Annotated in this window: 17 protein-coding genes; 2 read left to right on the top strand and 15 right to left on the bottom strand. The window is 66.3% G+C overall.

All coding sequences use genetic code 11. The features are described from left to right. The coding region (locus tag VL52_RS25075) for a hypothetical protein (protein ID WP_046158462.1) at positions 1–613 on the top strand (613 nt) is incomplete at its 5' end. Here VL52_RS25075 and VL52_RS18730 read toward each other — a convergent pair. From VL52_RS18730 to rbsK, 6 genes are all read right to left on the bottom strand, one after another. Next, on the bottom strand, positions 610–1,626 hold the full coding sequence (locus VL52_RS18730) for a substrate-binding domain-containing protein (RefSeq protein ID WP_046158461.1): 1,017 nt from the start codon (positions 1,624–1,626) through the stop codon (positions 610–612). The two genes, VL52_RS25075 and VL52_RS18730, sit on opposite strands and share 4 nt — an antisense overlap. A gap of 94 nt (positions 1,627–1,720) precedes the next feature. Then, the gene (rbsB, locus tag VL52_RS18725) at positions 1,721–2,656 is read right to left on the bottom strand and encodes a ribose ABC transporter substrate-binding protein RbsB (protein ID WP_046158460.1); all 936 of its coding nucleotides are present in this window, start codon (positions 2,654–2,656) and stop codon (positions 1,721–1,723) included. Positions 2,657–2,715: 59 nt separating this feature from the next. Next, a complete protein-coding gene (locus VL52_RS18720) occupies positions 2,716–3,654 on the bottom strand; it encodes an ABC transporter permease (protein ID WP_046158459.1) in 939 nt (312 codons plus the stop codon). Further along, entirely contained in the window at positions 3,651–5,159 is a 1,509-nt protein-coding gene (locus VL52_RS18715) for a sugar ABC transporter ATP-binding protein (RefSeq protein WP_046158458.1), read from the bottom strand. Before VL52_RS18715 ends, VL52_RS18720 begins: the two co-directional genes overlap by 4 nt. Before the next feature lie 11 nt (positions 5,160–5,170). Next, complete coding sequence (gene rbsD / locus VL52_RS18710) at positions 5,171–5,569, bottom strand: D-ribose pyranase (RefSeq protein WP_046158457.1); 399 nt, start codon at positions 5,567–5,569, stop codon at positions 5,171–5,173. After that, positions 5,566–6,456, bottom strand: a complete 891-nt coding sequence (gene rbsK / locus VL52_RS18705; protein WP_046158456.1) for a ribokinase — start codon at positions 6,454–6,456, stop codon at positions 5,566–5,568. Before rbsK ends, rbsD begins: the two co-directional genes overlap by 4 nt. A 289-nt stretch (positions 6,457–6,745) precedes the next feature. Between rbsK and VL52_RS18700 the strand changes: the two genes are divergently transcribed. Then, positions 6,746–7,495, top strand: coding sequence for an MgtC/SapB family protein (locus VL52_RS18700; RefSeq protein WP_046158455.1), 750 nt, complete (start codon positions 6,746–6,748; stop codon positions 7,493–7,495). A 15-nt stretch (positions 7,496–7,510) separates the two neighbouring features. Here the strand turns inward: VL52_RS18700 and zapE are convergent, their stop codons facing one another. From zapE to VL52_RS18655, 9 genes are all read right to left on the bottom strand, one after another. After that, entirely contained in the window at positions 7,511–8,674 is a 1,164-nt protein-coding gene (zapE, locus tag VL52_RS18695) for a cell division protein ZapE (protein WP_046158454.1), read from the bottom strand. Positions 8,675–8,764: 90 nt separating this feature from the next. Further along, the gene (locus tag VL52_RS18690) at positions 8,765–9,547 is read right to left on the bottom strand and encodes a substrate-binding periplasmic protein (protein WP_046158453.1); all 783 of its coding nucleotides are present in this window, start codon (positions 9,545–9,547) and stop codon (positions 8,765–8,767) included. 53 nt (positions 9,548–9,600) lie between these two features. Further along, positions 9,601–10,212, bottom strand: a complete 612-nt coding sequence (gene yfcF / locus VL52_RS18685; RefSeq protein WP_046158452.1) for a glutathione transferase — start codon at positions 10,210–10,212, stop codon at positions 9,601–9,603. A gap of 75 nt (positions 10,213–10,287) precedes the next feature. After that, on the bottom strand, positions 10,288–11,178 hold the full coding sequence (gene cysM, locus VL52_RS18680; RefSeq protein WP_046158451.1) for a cysteine synthase CysM: 891 nt from the start codon (positions 11,176–11,178) through the stop codon (positions 10,288–10,290). Between the two features lie 135 nt (positions 11,179–11,313). Then, positions 11,314–12,948, bottom strand: coding sequence for a lactate permease LctP family transporter (locus VL52_RS18675; RefSeq protein ID WP_046158450.1), 1,635 nt, complete (start codon positions 12,946–12,948; stop codon positions 11,314–11,316). Positions 12,949–13,074: 126 nt separating this feature from the next. Continuing rightward, a complete protein-coding gene (locus VL52_RS18670) occupies positions 13,075–15,891 on the bottom strand; it encodes an FAD-binding and (Fe-S)-binding domain-containing protein (RefSeq protein WP_046158449.1) in 2,817 nt (938 codons plus the stop codon). After that, the gene (locus tag VL52_RS18665) at positions 15,888–17,345 is read right to left on the bottom strand and encodes a LutB/LldF family L-lactate oxidation iron-sulfur protein (RefSeq protein ID WP_046158448.1); all 1,458 of its coding nucleotides are present in this window, start codon (positions 17,343–17,345) and stop codon (positions 15,888–15,890) included. Before VL52_RS18665 ends, VL52_RS18670 begins: the two co-directional genes overlap by 4 nt. Further along, positions 17,342–18,040: a LutC/YkgG family protein gene (locus VL52_RS18660; protein WP_046158447.1), complete on the bottom strand. Its 699-nt coding sequence runs from the start codon at positions 18,038–18,040 to the stop codon at positions 17,342–17,344. The genes VL52_RS18665 and VL52_RS18660 overlap by 4 nt, the downstream gene beginning before the upstream one ends. Next, positions 18,037–18,780, bottom strand: a complete 744-nt coding sequence (locus VL52_RS18655; RefSeq protein ID WP_046158446.1) for a (Fe-S)-binding protein — start codon at positions 18,778–18,780, stop codon at positions 18,037–18,039. Before VL52_RS18655 ends, VL52_RS18660 begins: the two co-directional genes overlap by 4 nt. Between the last annotated feature and the right edge of the window lie 127 nt (positions 18,781–18,907).

Here is an 18,907-nt window from a genome sequence, read left to right as displayed (position 1 = left end):
TAACGGACCGCGCCACACGCTGCGCCAGGGCCTGGCCGAGCGCTTCAACTGGCTGCTGGCCTTCACCTACTGCGGCACGCTGTCCTTCTACGTGATTCTGTTCAGCTTCTACCAGAACGCCGGCATCCGGCAGGCGAAATACGTGGTATTGGCGGGACTGGCCGGCACGGCGGCCGGCATCTGGCTGGCCAGGAAGATCACGCGCAGGCTCCCCATGCTGCGGCTGTCGGGCTTGATGCAATTGCTGGCGGTGATCGGCCTGCATGCCCAGGTCTGGGGCTGGAGCGGCGATGCCGGACTAGTGGCCGCGGCCGCGCTGGCCGCCGGCTTCTTCATCTTCCTGCCCCTGCCCAGCCTGGTGACGCTGGCGCAGGAACAGCCCGGCATGACGCCGGACAAGGCGGCGGTCACCTTTAGCCTGTTCTGGTTCCTCAGCTATCTCGTCGCCACGGCGGCGCCCTATGTGTTCGGCTTGCTGGTCGATTTGCGCCATGGCGACTACGCGCTGGCGATGGCGTTTTCCACGCTGCTGTCGTCCACCTTCCTGCTGGGTTCGCTGATGATGCGCGAAGCGCGCGAACCCGCCGGGCGGCAGGCTGCGCAATCGGCCTAAACCGCCAGGCGGCGCAGGTTGAGGCTGGCCGGCACGCGCCGATCGCGCTCAACCAGCGCCTCGCCTTGCAGCAAGGCCAACACCTGCGCCAGGCTGGCCTCTGCCAACGCCGCGCTGTTCTGGCGGATGGCGTCTATCGGCAAGGGCAGGCAATCCAGCAAGGGATGATCGTCGAAAGTGAGCAGATATTGCGGCGCTTCGCGCAGCCGGTGGCGCTCGCGGATGAAGGACAATACGCCCTCCAGTAGCGTGATGGACGCGGTGAACAGCGCGCGCGGATAGCGGCCATGCCGCGCGTGCCAGTCGGCCATCATCCGGTAGCCGGATTCGCGCTGGAAATCCCGCTCGGCCACCCAGTCCGTTCCCTCTTCCAACCCTGCGGCTTTCAGCGCCTGCCGGTAGCCGGCCAGACGCTCGCGGCTGGCCGACAATTCCGGCTGGCCGCCGAAATACGCCAGCTCATCCACGCCATCCGCCAACAGCGGAGACAGCAGCCTGGCGACGCTGTCGCCGGCGTCGGTGACCGTCGACGCTATGCCGCTGCCGGGAATGTGGCGGTCGGCGAACACGAACGGCAGCCTGCCGGTCCAGGGCTGATAGCGCGCGGCGTCTCCGCTGCACGGCACCACGATCATGCCGTCCACCTGGCGCGACGCCAACTGGCCGATGCCCGAGCTTTCCCGCTCCGGATCTTCGTCGCTGGTCACCATCAGCAGCTGATAGCCGCGCTCGCGGCAGCCGTTCTCCAACGCCTGCGCCAAGGCGGCATGGGTGGAGTTGGTCAGATCCGGCACCACCAGGCCTATGCTGCTGCTGCGCCGGCTGCGCAGGCTGCGCGCCTGCTGGGAAGGCTTGAAATGGTGCTCGCGCGCAGCCTTCTCCACTTTTTCCACGGTGGCCGGCGAGATGCGGTAGCGCTCGGCATGGCCGTTCAGCACCATGCTGGCGGTGGTGCGCGACACGCCGGCCAGGGCGGCGATGTCGTCTATGGTCAGGCGTTTGAAGCTGCTCATGGAGTATGGCTGGGCAAGAAAACGGAAATGATAATCGCAATATGGCAAAACGGGGCCCGACGCGCAGGCGCCGGCCCCGTTGCTTGATTGCGGCTTATTGATGGACCAGGTTCAGCGGCACCGGGATGAACTTGTCCACTTTCTGGCCGTCGGCCAGCTTCTTGGCTGCCTGCACGCCGTACTGGCCGATCAAGGCCGGCTGCTGCTGCACGGTGGCGGACAGCGCGCCGGCCTTGACCGCGGCCACCGCGTCCGGAGTGGCGTCGAAGCCGACCACCGCCACGTTTTTCAGGCCGGCGGCCTGGATCGCCTTCACCGCGCCCAGCGCCATTTCATCGTTGTGCGCGAACACGCCCTGGATGTCCTTGTTGCCCTGGATGATGTTTTCCATCACCGACAGGCCCTTGGCGCGGTCGAAATCGGCCGGCTGCTTGGCCAGCAGCTTGACGCCTTCCTTCTTGTCCACCACCTGGTGGAAGCCCTCGCCGCGCTCGCGGGCGGCGGAAGAACCGGCGATGCCTTCCAGCTCGACGATGCGGCCCTTGCCGCCCAGCTTGTCCAGCAGGTACTTGCCGGCCATCACGCCGCCGGCGATATTGTCGGAGGCGATGTGGGCGCTGACTTCGGCGCCGTTCACGCTGCGATCCAGCGACACCACCTTGATGCCCTTGGACGTCGCTTCCTTCACCACATTGGCCACGGCGGACGAGTCGGTCGGATTGATCAGGATCACGCTGACCTTCTTCTGGATCAGGTCTTCCACGCTGGCCTGCTGCTTGGCCGGATCGTCCTGCGCGTCGACGGTGATCAGGTTGACGCCCTGCTTCTTCGCTTCCGCCGCCGCGCCGTCGCGCAGCTCGACGAAGAACGGGTTGTTGAGCGTGGATACCGCCAGGCCGACGGTGACCTTGCCGTCCGCCGCCGCGGCGCTGGCGTCGCCGGCCGGCGCGCTGCCCGGACCCTGCTTGGAGCAGGCGGCGATGCCGAAGGCCAGAATGCCGGCCACGAGCGGGGTAAGAATGCGTTTCATGCTGATGCTCCCTGGAAAATGGAATGATGCACTGCATTGGGCGGCGCGCGCCGCCATCGTCACTTCTTGTTGCTGCGATCCAGCAATACCGCCAGCAGAATCACCGCGCCCTTGATCACCTGCTGGTAGAACGAGGACACGCCCAGCAGATTCAAGCCGTTGTTGAGCACCCCGATCAGCAGCGCGCCGATCAGGGTGCCGAAAATCCAGCCGCGGCCGCCGCTGAGGCTGGTCCCGCCCAGCACCACCGCGGCGATCGCGTCCAGCTCATAGCCGGTGCCGGCCGTCGGCTGCGCCGAGTTGAGCCGCGAGGTCAGCACCACGCCGGCCATCGCCGACATCGCGCCGGAAGCGGTATACACCCACAGCTTGACCCGGTCCACCTTGACGCCGGACAGCCGCGCCGCTTCCTCGTTGCCGCCGGTGGCGTACAAATGGCGGCCGAACACGGTCTTCTTCAGCAGAAACCAGAAGCCGGCGAACAGAAGCAGCATCCACACCACCGGCACCGGCACCAGGCCGGCGACGTAGCCGCCGCCCAGCATCGAGAACAGCTCGCTGTCGAAGCCGGTGATCGGGCTGCCGTTGGAAAACACCAGCGCCAGGCCGCGCAGGATGGTCATCGTCGCCAGCGTGGCGATGAACGGCGCCACCTTGCCCTTGCTGATCACCAGGCCGTTGAACAGGCCCATCGCCGCGCCGGCCAGAATGCCCAGCAGCGTGGCCAGCATGGGGTCGACGCCCGCCTGCAGCAGCGTGGCGGTCAGCACCGAGGACAGCGCCAGGATGGAGCCCACCGACAGGTCGATGCCGCCCAGCAGGATCACCAGCGTCATGCCGAAGGCGATCAGCGCGTTGATCGACACCTGCCGCATCACGTTGAGCAGGTTGTTGACGGTAAGAAAGTCCGGGCTCATCACGGACAGGCCGACGGCCACCAGCACCAGGGCGATGAAGGGGCCTAGGCGTTGCAGATTGGCTTTCTGTTGCGGGGTCATGCTTGTTTCCTGGTTTCGGTGGAAGCGGCTCCGCCAGTGGCGGCGGCCATCAGGGTTTCCTGGCTGCAGCCGGCGGCGTCGAAAATGCCGGCCTGGCGGCCTTCGTGCAGCACCAGGATGCGATTGCTTAGCGCCAGCACTTCCGGCAACTCGGACGACACCATCACGATGGCGGCGCCGGCGGCGGCCAGCTGGTTGACGATGTGGTAGATCTCGGCCTTGCCGCCGACGTCGACGCCGCGCGTCGGCTCGTCCAGCAGCAGCACCTTGGGCGGATTCGCCAGCCATTTGGCGAACACCACTTTCTGCTGGTTGCCGCCGGACAATGACTTGACGTCCAGCTCGGCGTCGCGGGTGCGGATGCGCAGTTGCTCTATCATGCCGTCCACCGCCCGCTTCTCGTCGCCCGCGTTCACCACGCCCAGACGGGCGTAACGGTCCAGGTGCACCAGCGTCGCGTTCTCGCGCAGCGACATGCCCAGCACCAGCCCCTTGCTCTTGCGGTCTTCCGGCACGAAGCCCAGGCCGGCTGCGATGGCATCGCCCGGCGCGGCCACTCTCAATTCCTCGCCGTCCAGCTCGACGCGGCCGGCGGTGCGGCGCTTGGCGCCGAACAGCGTCTTCAGGATGTCGCTGCGGCCGGAGCCCATCAGTCCGGCGATGCCCAGCACCTCGCCGGCGCGCACCTCGAAGCTGATGCCGGCGATCATGTTCTCGTCGGCCAGGTTTTCCACCTTCAAGCGCACCTCGCCCGGAATGGCTTCGCGCTTGGGATAGCGGTCGCCGATCTCGCGCCCCACCATCATCCGCACCACTTCGTCGAAATCGGTGCCGGCGATTTCGCGCTCGCCGACGAAGCAGCCGTCCCGCAATACGCTGATGCGGTCGCAGACGCGGAAAATCTCCTCCATCCGGTGCGAAACATAAACGATGGCCACGCCGTTTTCCTTCAACTGGGCCATCAGGCCGAACAGCGTGTCGATCTCGCGCTCGGTCAGCGCCGCGGTCGGCTCGTCCATGATCAGCACGCGGGCGTTCAGCGCCAGCGCCTTGGCGATCTCCACCATCTGCTGCTGGCCGATGGACAGGCCGCCGGCCTCGGCGTCGGGATCGATGCCGCCCACGCCCAGCGCCGCCAGCTGCGCCTTCGCCTCGCGGCGCATGCGGCCGTAGTCGATCAGGCCGAAGCGCGACGGCTCGCGGCCGAGAAACAGGTTTTCCATCACCGACAGCTGCGGGATCAGGTTCAATTCCTGGTGGATGATGGCGATGCCGGCCGCTTCCGCCGCCGCGGTGTCGCGCAGCTCGGCCATGCGACCGTCCAGCAGGATTTCGCCGGCGTCGGCGCGATGGACGCCGCTGAGTATCTTCATCAGCGTGGATTTGCCGGCGCCGTTCTCGCCCATCAGCGCGTGGATCTCGCCGCCGCGCAGCGTGAATTCGACATTTTCCAGCACCTTGACCGGCCCGAAGGCCTTGCTGATGCCGCGCATGGTCACTTGCATGGTGCGGCTCCTCAGAAGATCACGCCGGAATGCAGGATCACGTTGGCGTATGGCGTGCATTCGCCGGTGCGGATCACCGCCCGCGCTGCCTGGCAGCGCTGCTTGAATTCCTCGTGGCTGACGAAATCCAGCGCCGCGCCGTCCTTCGCCATCCGCTCGGCCCTGTCCTGCACCGCCGGGTTGTGCTGGCGACACTCGATGGCGAACACCGCGCGCTCGCACTGGAAATCGGCCAAGACGCTGTCCAGGGTTTCGACGAAGCCGGGCTGCCCCAGCGTCAGCGACAGGTCCACGCACTCGACGCCGGGCGGGATGGGCAGGCCGCAATCGGCGATCACCAGGCTGTCGGTATGGCCCATCGACGCCAGGATGCGGGCGATGTCGCGGTTCAGATGGCCGTGCTTCTTCATGCTTTGCTCTCCAGAAAGGCTTCCAGCTCCGCCAGCGTGGGCATGCCGCCCTGCGCGCCGGGACGGGTGACCGACAGCGCGCCGGCCGCGTTGGCGCGGCGCACCGCCTCTTCCAGCCCCAGCGGCAGGAAGGCCGCCAGCGCGCCGTTGAAGGTGTCGCCGGCGCCGGTGCTGTCCACCGCCTTGACCTCGAAGCCCGGCTGATGGCGCAACTGGCCGCGCGCCAGCGCGAAATAGGCGCCGTGCTTGCCGTGGGTCATCACCAGTTTGCCGGGGCGCTCGGCCAGCAGCGAGCGCCAGTCGGCGTCGGGCTGGGCCAGCATGGTCAGGAATTCGTGCTCGTTTGGCGTCAGCAACGCCACCCGTTGCAGCAGCTCTTCCGGCAACGGCACCGCCGGCGCGGGGTTCAGCAGCAGCGGCTTCTTGTGGCGGGCGGCCAGCTCGGCGGCGCGGCGCACCGTCGCCAGCGGAATTTCCAGCTGGGTCAGCACCACGTCGGCGTCGATGAAGGCCTGCTCGGCGGCGTCAAGATGCACCGGCGTCAGTTTGTGGTTGGCGCCCGGCACCACCAGGATGGCGTTGTCGCCGCCGCTGACGGTGATGACGGCGATGCCGGTGGGACCATCCACGGTCTCCACCCGGCCGCAATCCACGCCTTCTCGCTCCAGATGGGCGCGCAAGTCGCGGCCGAAAGCATCGTCGCCGACGCAGCCCAGCAGCGTCACTTGCGCGCCCAGGCGGGCGGCGGCCACGGCCTGGTTGGCGCCCTTGCCGCCCGGATAGGTGGAGAATCCCTCGCCCAGCAGCGTTTCGCCCAGCTTCGGCATCCGCTTGGCGGACGCCACCAGGTCCATATTGATACTGCCGACTACCAGCACCCGAGTCATGCCGTCTCCTTGTGTACCTTTGCTACATTGCAACGCACAAATTGCGATTTTTTTGCTAAAACGTGATCAGCATCGATTTATAACAGAGATGGACAGCTTCACGAAAGAGGGAAAGCGCAAAAATGTAGTCATCGCACTACATATTTTCACGTAAAGATATCAATGCGGCCCAGCAGCCCGCGCGCCGACAAATGCCTGCCGGATTGAGAAAACGGCGCGCGGCATGCCATGATGCCCGCTTAAGAAAATGAACATCGCATGCGCGCCCGACGGCGCGGGAGGAAAGAAAATGGACTTGAGCTGGCAGCAACTGGCCAACCTCTACTGGAGCGCGGGCAAATGGCAGGTCAACCTGCTGGTGATCGCCCACCTGCTAGGCGGCCTGATTCTAGGCAGCCTACTGGGCTACGAACGCTGGTACAACGGCCGCGCGGCCGGCATGCGCACCTATGGCCTGGTGTGCATGGCCTCGGCGGCGGCGATCAGCATCATCGGCTACTCCGGTTACTGGTACGGCGGGCAGTCCGCAGACATCATGCACGGCGACATGACCCGCGTGGCGCAGGGGGTGCTGACCGGCATCGGTTTCCTGGGCGCCGGCATGATCATGAAGGAGGGGCTGAGCATCAGCGGCCTGACCTCGGCCGCCTCGGTGTGGATGTCGTCGGTGATCGGCATCCTGATCGGCGTCGGCTTCTACGGCGCCGCCATCGCGCTGACCTTGCTGTGCATGGTTTTCGTCACCGTAGTGAACCGCATCGAGAACATCCTGCCGCGACGGGTCAGTCTGTTCGTCAGCGTCAAGCTGAGCGCCGACCACGATTGGACGGTGGAGCGGCTGGCGGAACGGCTGGCGCCGTCGGGCCTGAAGCTGCACGAGGAAAGCATCAGCATCCGCGCGGACCAGAGCGGCGCCAGCTGGAGCTTCCTGGTATCCGCCCAGGACCGACGCAGCTTCATCAGCGTGGTGGACCTGGCCCGCGACATCATGGTGGCCGACCACATTCTGGAGCTGGACCTGCAGCCGGCGCGCAACTGAGCGCGGCCGGCCCGCTTACAGCGCCACGCCCGGCGGCGGCTGGTCGTGGCTTTGCGCCATCGACTGGTGCGGCAGCTCCAGATAGCTCTTGGACTGCATCTCGGTCAGCCGGCTGGCGGTGCGGAAGAACTCGCCGGATTGCAGGCCCTCGGTGTAGATCTCTTCCGGCGGCGCATCGGCCGAGGCGATCAGCTTGACGCGGTTGTCGTAGAACACGTCGACCAACCAGGTAAAGCGGCGGGCGATGGACGCTTGCTTGGCCGTCAGCCGGGGAATGCCGGACACGAACACCGTGTGGTATTCGCTGGCGATTTCCAGGTAGTCTGTTTGCGCGCGCGGGCCGTCGCACAAGGCCATGAAGTCGAACCAGATCACGCCCGGCGACATCCGTTTGACCTCGATCACACGATCCAGCACGGTAATGCTTTTTTGCGGCAGGTCCGCGCCAGTGCCCACTTTGTGGAACAGTTGCTCCATCTTCCGCTCGCTGCCCTCGTCGGCCGGCACCATGAACAGCGGCTCCCGCGTCAGTTCGCGCAGCCGGTAGTCATGTCCGCCGTCGACGTTGAGCACGTCCATCTCGCGTTTGATCAGTTCTATCGTCGGCAGGAAGTTCTGCCGCTGCAGGCCGCCCGGGTAGAGATCGTCCGGCGCGTAATTGGAGGTGGTCACCACCACCACGCCGCGCTCGATCAAGGCAGACATCAGGCGGCCCAGAATCATCGCGTCGGCGATGTCCGACACGTGGAATTCGTCGAAGCACAGCAGCCGCGTCGACTTGGCGATCTCGTCGGCGTAGGCCAGCAGCGGGTCCTTGCCGCCGGCGAACTTGCGCAGCTCGCGGTGGGTTTCCGCCATGAAATTGTGGAAATGGATGCGGCGCTTGCGGCGGTACGGCACGCAGGCGTAGAACGCGTCCATCAGGAAGCTCTTGCCGCGCCCCACCCCGCCCCAGAAATACAGGCCGCGCGGCACATCCGGGCTTCTCAGGCTGCGGCCCAGGAAGCGATTGCGCTTGGTCTTGAAATCCACCAGCTCATGCCACAGCCGGTCCAGTCGCTCGATGGCGGCGGCCTGCGCCTCGTCATGAATGAAGCCGGGCTTCTCGCTGGCCAGCCGGTACCAGCCCTTGGGGCTGCAATGGACGTTCTCGTCCGGAGAGAATGCGTGTTGCGACATGGTTATGCTTGTTCTGCGCTGCGTTTGGCGCCGCCGCTGGCGGCGAAGGAATCCCTGAATGATAACCGCTTTGACCCACCCTTGCCGCACTCAGCGGCAGGTGGCCAGCCGAATGCCGGACGGCGCGGCCAGCCTGGCCAGACTGCCGTCGCGGCACATGCCGTCCAGCGCCATGTTGAACGTTTCCAGCATGCCGGGCTTCGCCCGGCTGCGGGTGAAGCCGTACAGATACGTCAACTGCTTGACCTCGGCCAGCTTGCGCAGATTGCCCAGGCCATCGCGCTTGATCCAATAGCGGGCGACATCGTCGTTGGAAAACGCCACCGCATTGTTGCCGTAACGGCCCACCGCCAGTTTGCGCAGCACCGTCTCCGGGTCCAGCTCCACGGTCAGGTTCACGCCGGCCACGCCCTGGACCAGCCGCTCGCTATTGGTCTGCGACAGCGACGGGCCATACACCGCGATGGTTTTCCCGGCGAGATCGCCAGGCTGGCGGTAACGCAAGGGACTGTTCGTTTTCACGTACAGGCCGTAGCTGCTGGCCAGCACCGGTTTGGACAGCTCCATCACCGCCCGCCGCTCCGGCGCGTCCTGCGCCAGCACCAGCCCGTCGGCCCCGCCCTGGCTTATCGTCAGCAACGCTCGCTTCCACACCATGGCCTGGACGGTGCAATTCCATGACGAACGCCGGCACGCCTCGCGCAGAATCGCCACCAGCGCGCCATCCAGCCTGCCGTCGGCATCCTGGGTGATGAAGGGGGGGAACAACTGGGTGACGAAATACAGATCGCGCGACGCCGCCTGCGCCTGCGCGCCGGCGCAGGCTAGCAGCAGGCCGGCCCACAGCCTGGAACCCGTCTTCGCGATACCCATCGTCCCCGTCCCTCGCTCTTCTTTACCCGCAGTATAGAGCGGACGGGGCTGGCTCAGCGAGCCTGCCGGGCTCGCCAGGCCACGAGCGACGGCCGCAGCCACTGCCGCTCGGCGTAAGCGGACAGCCGCGGCGGCATCTCCTCCGCCGTCAGCCGCTTCAGCAGCAGGGCCAGTTCCGCGTCCGCCACGCACCAATCGCCGAACAGATTGCCGCCGTCGGCCGGCACCACCGCCTCGGCCACCGCGATCAGTTTATCCGCCGCTTTGCGCGCCGCCTCGCCCAACGGCAAAACCGGCTTGCGGCCGAACACCGTCTCGGTGCTGCGCTCATCGCGCAGCGGCAGCAGGTCGCTGCGCAGCCAGGCCTGCAGCTGGCGCGCGCGGGCGCGGGCTTTCAGATCGACGGGCAGCACGCGGAGAGTGTCGGGGTAGGCGTCTTCCAGGTATTCGATGATGGCCGACGATTCGCTGAGCGCGAAATCGCCGTCCACCAATGTCGGCACGCGGGAGGTCAGCGATTGCGCGCGGTAGGCAGGCTCGAACTGCTGGCCTGCGGCGAGGTCTCGAGTGAGCGCCTCGAAAGACAGGCCCTTCTCGGTCAGCGCGGCGAAGGCGGCCATCGCGTAGGGGCTGAAGAAATCCTGATCGACGTAGAGTTTCAGCATGTCGGCATCTTTCGAAAAAATGCCATGCTAATCGCCGCCGGGCCGGCTGCCAAGCCGGCAAGCGGCGACACAGCGTCAAGCCGGATCGAACAATCCGGTGGATAGGTAGCGGTCGCCGCGGTCGCACACCACCGATACGATCACCGCGTCCTTCAGTTGCGCGTCCAGCCGCAGCGCCACCGCCAGCGCGCCGCCGGACGACGGCCCGGCCAGGATGCCCTCGCGCCGAGCCAGCAGCCGGGCGGTGTCCTCCGCTTCCTGTTGGCCGACATGCTGGATCTCATCGACGCGGGAGAAGTCGCAGATCTTCGGCACATATGGGTCTTCCCACTTGCGGATGCCGGCGATCTGGCTGCCCGGCTCCGGATGGACGCCGACGATGCGGATGGCCGGGTTTTTCTCCTTCAGGAAGCGGCTGGTGCCCATGATGGTGCCGGTAGTGCCCATGCTGGACACGAAATGGGTGATCCTGCCTTCGGTTTCTGCCCAGATTTCCGGGCCGGTGCCCTCGTAGTGCGCCAGGGGATTGTCCGGGTTGGAGAACTGGTCGAGGATGCGGCCTTCGCCGGCCGCCTCCATGCTGCGCGCCAGGTCTATCGCCGCCGGCATCGAACCGGCGGCCGGCGTCAGGATCACCTCGGCGCCGTAAGCGCGCATCGCCTGCACCCGCTCGGCGCTGGAGTTCTCCGGCATGATCAGCACCATGCGGTAGCCCATCATCGCCGCCGCCATCGCCAGCGCGATGCCGGTGTTTCCGCTGGTCGGCTCGATCAGCGTGTCGCCCGGCTTGATGTCGCCGCGCCGCTCCGCGCGGCGGATCATAGACAGCGCCGGCCGGTCTTTCACCGACCCCGCCGGATTATTGCCCTCCAGCTTCAGCAGCACCACGTTGCCGTTATCGCCCGGCAGGCGCTTGAGCCGCACCAGCGGCGTGCCGCCGACGAAATCTTCCAGATGTTTGTACACAGAGCCTCTCCCAGAACTGGCCCCATTATATCGATTGGCTATCAGCAGATGCGAAATCGTTATTTCTAATCTAATAACCATCTGTAACCGGACGATCCGCCCCGCGGCGGCGCTTGCCGCCGCGTGGAATCGGCATCAGCCCATATACGCCATCAGCCAGGTCAACAGGCCGACGAAGCTGCAGAAAATCAGGCTGTGCTTGAGCGTGAAGCGGAACAGGTCCGCCTCCCTGCCTATCAACCCCACCGCCGCGCAGGCCACGGCGATGGACTGCGGCGAGATCATCTTGCCGGTGACGCCGCCGGTGGTGTTGGCCGCCACCAACAGCACGTCCGACACGCCCAGCTGGTGCGCGGTGGCCGCCTGCAAGGCGGAAAACAGCGCGTTGGACGAGGTGTCGGAACCGGTCAGGAACACGCCCAGCCAGCCCAGAAACGGCGAGAAGAACGGAAACGCCTTGCCGGTGCCGGCCAGACACAGTGCCAGCGTGCTCGACATCCCGGAATAATTGGCGACGAAGGCGAAGGCCAGCACCATGCCTATCGACAATATCGGCCGCCGCAGCTCGACCAATGTCTCGCCCAGCGTGCGCAAGCCGTCGGCCGGGCGGAATTTCAGTAGCGCCATGGACAGCAATGCGGACAGGAAGATGGCGCTGCCGACTGCTGAAACGATGTCGAACTTGTATAGCGCCTCGTACGGCGTTTCATGCGCGACGATGGGCGCGGTCTTCAGCACCAGCTTGTCCAGCCCCGGCACATGCAGCTTCCAGATCCAGCCCTCCAACGCGCCGCCCTTGATGAATAAGGCCTTGAAAGGCTTGACGCTCCACACCGTCACCAGCGCGGTCAGAATCAGGAAAGGGCTCCAGGCGCGCGCGATCTGTCCCAGGCTGAAGCCGCTCGCCTGCCGAGCTGACGGCGCGCGGCGGCCGTTGAAGGTGAAAATCTCGCTGGGCTGCCACGTTTTCAGAAACAGCGTCAGGCACACCAGGCTGACCAGCGCCGAGGTGATGTCCGGCAGCTCCGGCCCGATGTAGTTGGACGTGAAAAACTGGGTGACGGCGAACGAGACGCCGGCCACCAGGATGGCGGGCCAGGTCTGGCGCACGCCTTTGAGGCCGTCCATCATCATGACCAGCCAGAACGGCACGATCACCGACAAGATGGGCAGCTGATGGCCGGCCTTGGCGCCGATCAGGAACGGGTCCAGCCCGGTCACCTGCCCGGCCACGATGATCGGTATCCCCATCGCGCCGAACGCCACCGGCGCGGTGTTGGCGATCAAGCACAGTCCGGCCGCGTACAGCGGATTGAAGCCCAGCCCCACCAGCAGCGCGGCGGTGATGGCCACCGGCGCGCCGAATCCGGCCGCGCCTTCCAGAAAGGCGCCGAAGGAAAACCCCACCAGCAGCATCTGCAGCCGCTGGTCCTCGGTCACCGACAGCACCGAGGCGCGGATGATGTCGAACTGCCCGGTCTTGACCGTGATCTTGTACAGGAACACCGCGGCGACGATGATCCAGGCGATGGGCCACAGCCCGTAGCCGAAACCGAAGGCGGCGGCGGCCAGCGCCATCTGCGCCGGCATGCCGTAGAACAGAATGGCCACCACTAGCGCGATCAGCACCGTCAGCGTGCCGGCGACGTGGCCCTTCAATCGCAGCACCGCCAGCGCGACGAAGAAAAAAGCGATGGGCAGCGCGGCCATCAATGCCGACAGCGCAGGGCCGCCGGCGGGAAAGTACTGTTGGGTCCAGATGCCTTGCATGTGAAGCTTCTCCTCATTCCTGGTTTCGCAGGCGCAGCCGCTCCCCTGCCGATGAACGGGAGCGTTTCGGCATGGCAGGACTGGCTTGCGTTTCTTGGGTTTACATCAGCGTTGAAAAGGCGGCCTTCATGGCGGACCGCTTGGGTTGGTGCAGAAATCCAGCAGCGCCTCGATGCTGGCGTAGGGAATCCCGCCATGCTCGGTCAGGCCAATCTGGCAGGTGCGGCTCATCGACACGCCGTGGCGGCAGGCATCCGGCAAGGCCGGCTTCAATCTCCTCAGGCTATGGGCGTTCAGTTCCGGCACGGTGAAACCCTTGTCGCCGGCGAAGCCGCAGCAGGCGATGTCCGGCACGGTCAGCTTGTCGCAGCAACTGGCAGCCAGTTGTTTCAAGCTTCCAGCCGCGCCCATCGCCGTCGCGCTGCACGGGATATGCAGCGCCAGTTGCGGCAGCCGCCGGACGATGCTCAGCCGCGGCAGGACTTTTTCCGCCAGGAAACCGGCGGCGTCGAACAGCTGCAAGCGCGGGTCCAGCAAACCCTCGGCCTGCGCCTGCTTGACGCGGGCCGCGCACGGGCTGTTGTCGAGATAAACCGGGTGGCGGCCATCGCCGCTCGCTCGCAGCAAAGCCTCGTTCAACGACGCCTGGCTGAAGGCCAACGCATCAACCGCGTTGGCCGAGGCGAAAGGCTGGCCGCAACACAGGCCGTCATGGCCGGGCGGATAGATGGGTGCAAAACCGGCGCGGCGCAGCAGATTGATCGTATGCGCGGCCACCGACTCACCACCCTCGCCCTCCGCCAGCGCGCGGTTGACGCAGCTGACGAACAGCACCACCGGCTCGCCCTCACCGCCCAGCTTCGGCAGCGGCGCGGCGGCGCGCGGCAGGCTGGCCGGGATCAGCGGAATCACCTTGCGCTCGCCCGGCTGGCGGCGCGTCAACTGATTCAAACGCCGCGCCCCGGTCAGATGCGCCAGCCGCAAGCCGGTCCGCGCCGCCGCCGTCATCCAGCCCATATGCCGCGCGGCGAAGCCGGCCAGAGCGGGACGCCGGCTGGGACCGTGCAGCTTTTTCATCAGCAGGCCGGTGTTGATGCCCACAGGACAACGGGTGGCGCACATGCCGGTGGCGGCGCAGGTATCGACGGCGCGGTAGCGGTAGCCGGACTTCAACGCCGCCAGCTCCATCGCGCCCTCGCCTTCCCGTTCCAATTGGCGGATGCGCCGCCAGGCGACGATGCGCTGGCGCGGGCTCAGCGTCAGCCCGTGCGACGGGCAAGCCGGCTCGCAGAAGCCGCACTCGGTGCAGCGATCCACCAGATCGTCCGCCGCCGGCATCGGCTTCAGGTTTTCCAGGTGCAGCCTGTCGTTGTCGGTGATGATCACGCCTGGGTTGAGCAGGCCTTCCGGGTCGAACAGCGCCTTGATGCGGCGCATGATGTTCCAGGCGGCAGCACCCCATTCCTGGCGCACGAAGGGCGCCACATTGCGGCCGGTGCCGTGTTCGGCCTTCAAGGAGCCGTCGTACTCGCCGGCCACCAGATCGCTGACGTCCTGCATGAAAGCCTCGTAGCGGTCCACCTCCGCAGGGCTTTCGAAACCGGGCGCGAACACGAAGTGCAGATTGCCGTCCAGCGCGTGGCCGAACAGCAGCGCCTCGTCGTAGCCGTGCCTGTCGAACAGCGCGGTCAGCTTGGCCACGCCGTCGGCCAACTGAAGGATGGGAAAGGCCACGTCCTCGATCACCACCGTGGTGCCCACCGGCCGCGCCGCGCCCACCGCCGGAAACAGCCCCTTGCGCAAGGCCCAGTAGGTTTCGCATTCGCGCGCGTCGCGGCTGAAGCCGCTGGACACCTGCGGCTGGTAATCGGCCAGCAGCCGCTCGATCGCGGCGGAATCCTCTCCCAGCCGCGCCTCGTCGCCGGCGCGCAGCTCGATCAACAGACAGGTGCTGCCAGGCCCCACCGGCTGATAGAGAAAATCCGGCAGTCCCGGCTTGCCCTGCACCGCGCGGATGCTGCGGCTGTCTATCAGCTCCACCGCCGATACCCCGCAGGCGTCGCGCGCCGCGCTCAAGGCCGACACCGCGCGGCAGCAACGTTCCAGGTCGTCGAACAGCACCAGCGCCGACGCCTTGTGCGGATGCTCGGCCACGGTGTGGAAAGTGATCTCGGAAATGAAGCCCAGCGTGCCTTCGGAACCGATCATCAAATGGCTGAGCATCTCCAGCGGATCGGCAAAGTCCAGCAAGGCGTTGATGCCGTAGCCGGTGGTGTTCTTCAGCCGGTACTTGCGGCGCACCCGCTCCGCCAGCTGCGGATCGCCGGCCAGTTGGCGCGACAGCTGGACCAAGCCATCGAGCAGATCGGCGTGCGATTCGCGGAAGGCCGCCACGCTGACCGGATCGGCGGTATCCAGCACCGTACCGTCGAGCAGCAGCAGCCGGATCGCCTGCAGGGTGTGGTAGCTGTTGTCGCGCGTGCCGCAGCACATGCCGCTGGAGTTGTTGGCGGCGATGCCGCCTATCTTGGCGGTGTTGATCGACGCCGGGTCAGGGCCGATCTTGCGGCCATACGGCGCCAGCATCGCGTTGGCGTGCGCGCCTATCATGCCGGGCGCCAGACGGATGCGCGCGCCGCCGTCCAGCACCTCGCCGCGGTTGAAGCCGTCGCCCAGCAAAACCAGCACCGAATCGCTGACGGCCTGGCCGGACAGGCTGGTGCCGGCGGCGCGGAAGGTGACGGCGACGCGGTGCAGCCTTGCCAGCCGCAGCAGCTCGGCCACCTCGTCCTCGCTCTCCACCCTGGCGACGATCTGCGGCCGCAGCCGGTAGAAGCTGGCATCGGTGCCATAGGCCAGCGTGGACAGCGGATCGGTATAGATACGCTTGTCCGGCATGACGCGGCGCAGGTCCGCCAAAAAAGCGGCGTGGGCTGGGGTCATGCTTTGCCTCCCTGCTTCGCCTCGCGCTCGCGCACCAGCTCATGCAGCGTTTTGGCCGCCGGCGTCAGCGGCAGGTGGTTCTGCGTCCAGCCCAGCTGATTCCTGGGCGCATGCCTGCGCAGCCGCGTCGCCGCCCAGCCAAATATCCGGTACAGATTGGGCGAGGCGTTGACCAGCCGCCATCCGGCCCAGGCCATGCGCTCCGCGCCGCTGGCCGCCGCGCCCTGGCCGCGCAGCGGATGCGCCACCCGCTCGCCGGCCGGCCGCTGGCTCTCCTCGCGCAGCCGCATCAGCATCTCCGGAATCGGAATCCGCACCGGACACACCTCGCCGCAGGCGCCGCACAGGCTGGACGCGGTGGGCAGGTCGCGGGTGTTGTCCAGCCCCATCAGATGCGGCGAGATGATCTCACCTATCGGCCCCGGATAGGTGGTGCCGTAGGCGTGGCCGCCGATGCGGGTGTAGACCGGACAGTGGTTCATGCAAGCGCCGCAGCGTATGCATTGCAGCGTTTTGCGCAATTGCTCGTCGGCGTAAGCCTGGCTGCGGCCATTGTCCAGCAGCACCAGGTGCACCTCGCGCGGGCCGTCCTTTTCGCCCGGCTTGCGCGGGCCGCTGATCATGTTGAAATAGGTGGTGATGGGCTGGCCGATGGCGGAGCGGGTGAGCAGGCTGTACAGCGGCACCACGTCCTCCAGCTTTTCCACCACTTTCTCGATGCCGGTGATGGCGACGTGCACGTCCGGCACCGTGGTGCACATGCGGCCGTTGCCCTCGTTTTCCACCAGGCACAGCGTGCCGGTTTCGGCCACGGCGAAGTTGACGCCGGACAGGCCGACGTCGGCGTCCAGAAACTTGCGGCGCAGCACGCGGCGGCCGATCTGGATCAGCGCGTCCACGTCCTCGGTATAGGGCGTGTCCGGTAGCTGCTCGTGAAACAGCCGGGCGATATCCTGCTTGGTCTTGTGGATGGCCGGCATGATGATGTGGGTGGGCTTCTCGCCGGCCAGCTGGACGATGTACTCGCCCATATCGCTCTCCACCGCCTCCACGCCCTGCTCGGCCAGGTAATGGTTGAGCTCCACCTCCTCGCTGACCATCGATTTGCCCTTGACCATCAGCTTGCCCTGACGGGCGGCGACGATGCCGTGGATGATGCGGTTGGCCTCCTCCGCGCTCTCCGCCCAGTGCACCTTCACGCCGTTTGCAACGATCTTGTCTTCCAGTTGCTCCAGCAGCTCCGGCAGCCGGGACAGGCAGCGCTGGCGTATGCCCTCGCCCAACGTGCGCAAGGCGGACAGCTCCGCCTCGTCCGGAAACGACGCCAGCCGCTTGGCCATCAAAAAGTCCATCGATCCGCGCAGGCTTCGCCTCAGCTTGTCGTCGGTCAGCGCCAGTTTGGCGTTGTCCTTGAAGGCGCGCGACGGGTAAACGGTGATCTTGCTCTCGCTCATCGCGCCTCTCCTTCCACATCCTGAAGTGCGATATGCGGCGGCAGCAGCGCCAGCACCAGCAGCTCGCGCGGGTCGTGCGCGCCATAGGCCAGGGTTTGCTGGATGTCGGCGGTCTTGGACGGGCCGGAGATCAGCAAGGCGTTGGCGGGCATGCCGGCGGCCCAGTTTTCGCCCTGCAGCGCCGAATAGAAATCCGGGTACAAGGTCCCGGCGTCGAACAAGGCGATGTGCAAGGGCGGAACCAGGCTCATCGTCCGCGGCTCGGCCTCGTCTGGCCACAGCGCCAGCGTGCCGGTGGCGGCGATGCCGCAGCGGGCGGCGGTGAAACCGGCGGCGATGTCGAACAGCTCCGCCTTCCAGCCATCCACCTCGCGCTGGAACCAGACGATGCGCGGCGCGTCCGCCCTGCCCTCAAGGCATTGCGCCAACCGCCGGCCATGCGGCGTGTCGGACAACAGGATGGAATCTTGCGGATGCGCGGCCAGCCAACCGGCCAAGTCCGCGTCCCACTCGGCCTCGCGCGTCCACAGAATGTCGGTTTTCACCGCGCGCATCATCGCCGCCCAATGGCGCAAGCGGGCGATTTCATCGTCCTGGCTGGCAAAGCGCTGGAAGTGGCCGGCCAGGTCCGGCCGCGCGCGCTCCTGCCTGGGCGCGGCGCGCAGCTTTTGCAAGATGGAGGCGCGGGCGCTCATCGCTTGCCTCCGGTGCGCTCCAGCAGAAAGCTGGCCAGATGGCGGCCCCTGAAACCGCTGCCGCACTGGCCGAGCTTGCCGTTGATATTGAGCAGGCAGCCGCCATCGGCGGTGACGAACTCCATCGCGCCGCTGTCCTGCAAGGACTGCGCCTTGTCCGCCACCATCGCGCCGGCGATGTCCGGATGCTTGATGGAGAAAGTGCCGCCAAATCCGCAGCACTCGGACTCATGGTCATGCGCCACGCGCTGAACATTCTGCAGCCGGTCCACCAGCGCCCAACTGGTCTTGTGCACGTTCATCTCGCGCCGCGCCGAACAGGAGGTGTGCACCGCCACCTTGACCGGCGCGCCCAGGTCTTGCGGCCGCCAGTCCAGGCGGTTGAGCAGGAAATCGGAAAACTCCACCACCCGCGCGGCGATGGCGCAGGCAACCCTTTCATCCGCCTCGCCGGCGAACAGGCGCGGCCAATGATGCTGGATCATGCCGCCGCAGGAACCAGACGGCACCACGATGGGCCAGTCTTCCGGAAAACAGGCCAGTTGCGCGCGCGCCACCGCCAGCGCTTCCTTGGAGTGGCCGCTGGTATAGGCCGGCTGGCCGCAGCAGCTCTGGGCCTGGGGGAAATGCACCCGCACGCCCAGGCCTTCCAGCAGGGCGATGGCGTCTAGGCCAGCATCCGGCAGGAACAGGTCGAGCAGACAGGTGCCGAACAGGTAAACGTCGGCAGGCGTCTTCATGGCTTCCTTTGTAAATTGGTAAGACCAATTATTCTTATGAAAACCACTTTAGAGTGAATGCTTGAGTTCGTCAATATGACAAGAAGGCGTCGGGAAAAGAGTGAGAGAGCTGAGCGGAGACTTGCGC

The organism is Chromobacterium vaccinii, from assembly GCF_000971335.1.
Taxonomy (GTDB): Bacteria; Pseudomonadota; Gammaproteobacteria; order Burkholderiales; family Chromobacteriaceae; genus Chromobacterium; species Chromobacterium vaccinii.
The sequence above is the reverse complement of the archived record's forward strand: the minus strand, read 5'-3'. Positions and strand labels throughout refer to the sequence as shown.

Excerpts from the sequence above, each read along its gene's own strand:
- VL52_RS18730 (WP_046158461.1), bottom strand. The coding sequence starts at position 1,626 with ATGAGCAGCTTCAAACGCCTGACCATAGACGACATCGCCGCCCTGGCC.
- rbsB (WP_046158460.1), bottom strand. The coding sequence starts at position 2,656 with ATGAAACGCATTCTTACCCCGCTCGTGGCCGGCATTCTGGCCTTCGGC.
- VL52_RS18720 (WP_046158459.1), bottom strand. The coding sequence starts at position 3,654 with ATGACCCCGCAACAGAAAGCCAATCTGCAACGCCTAGGCCCCTTCATC.
- VL52_RS18715 (WP_046158458.1), bottom strand. The coding sequence starts at position 5,159 with ATGCAAGTGACCATGCGCGGCATCAGCAAGGCCTTCGGGCCGGTCAAG.
- rbsD (WP_046158457.1), bottom strand. The coding sequence starts at position 5,569 with ATGAAGAAGCACGGCCATCTGAACCGCGACATCGCCCGCATCCTGGCG.
- rbsK (WP_046158456.1), bottom strand. The coding sequence starts at position 6,456 with ATGACTCGGGTGCTGGTAGTCGGCAGTATCAATATGGACCTGGTGGCG.
- VL52_RS18700 (WP_046158455.1), top strand. The coding sequence starts at position 6,746 with ATGGACTTGAGCTGGCAGCAACTGGCCAACCTCTACTGGAGCGCGGGC.
- zapE (WP_046158454.1), bottom strand. The coding sequence starts at position 8,674 with ATGTCGCAACACGCATTCTCTCCGGACGAGAACGTCCATTGCAGCCCC.
- VL52_RS18690 (WP_046158453.1), bottom strand. The coding sequence starts at position 9,547 with ATGGGTATCGCGAAGACGGGTTCCAGGCTGTGGGCCGGCCTGCTGCTA.
- yfcF (WP_046158452.1), bottom strand. The coding sequence starts at position 10,212 with ATGCTGAAACTCTACGTCGATCAGGATTTCTTCAGCCCCTACGCGATG.
- VL52_RS18675 (WP_046158450.1), bottom strand. The coding sequence starts at position 12,948 with ATGCAAGGCATCTGGACCCAACAGTACTTTCCCGCCGGCGGCCCTGCG.
- VL52_RS18670 (WP_046158449.1), bottom strand. The coding sequence starts at position 15,891 with ATGACCCCAGCCCACGCCGCTTTTTTGGCGGACCTGCGCCGCGTCATG.
- VL52_RS18665 (WP_046158448.1), bottom strand. The coding sequence starts at position 17,345 with ATGAGCGAGAGCAAGATCACCGTTTACCCGTCGCGCGCCTTCAAGGAC.
- VL52_RS18660 (WP_046158447.1), bottom strand. The coding sequence starts at position 18,040 with ATGAGCGCCCGCGCCTCCATCTTGCAAAAGCTGCGCGCCGCGCCCAGG.
- VL52_RS18655 (WP_046158446.1), bottom strand. The coding sequence starts at position 18,780 with ATGAAGACGCCTGCCGACGTTTACCTGTTCGGCACCTGTCTGCTCGAC.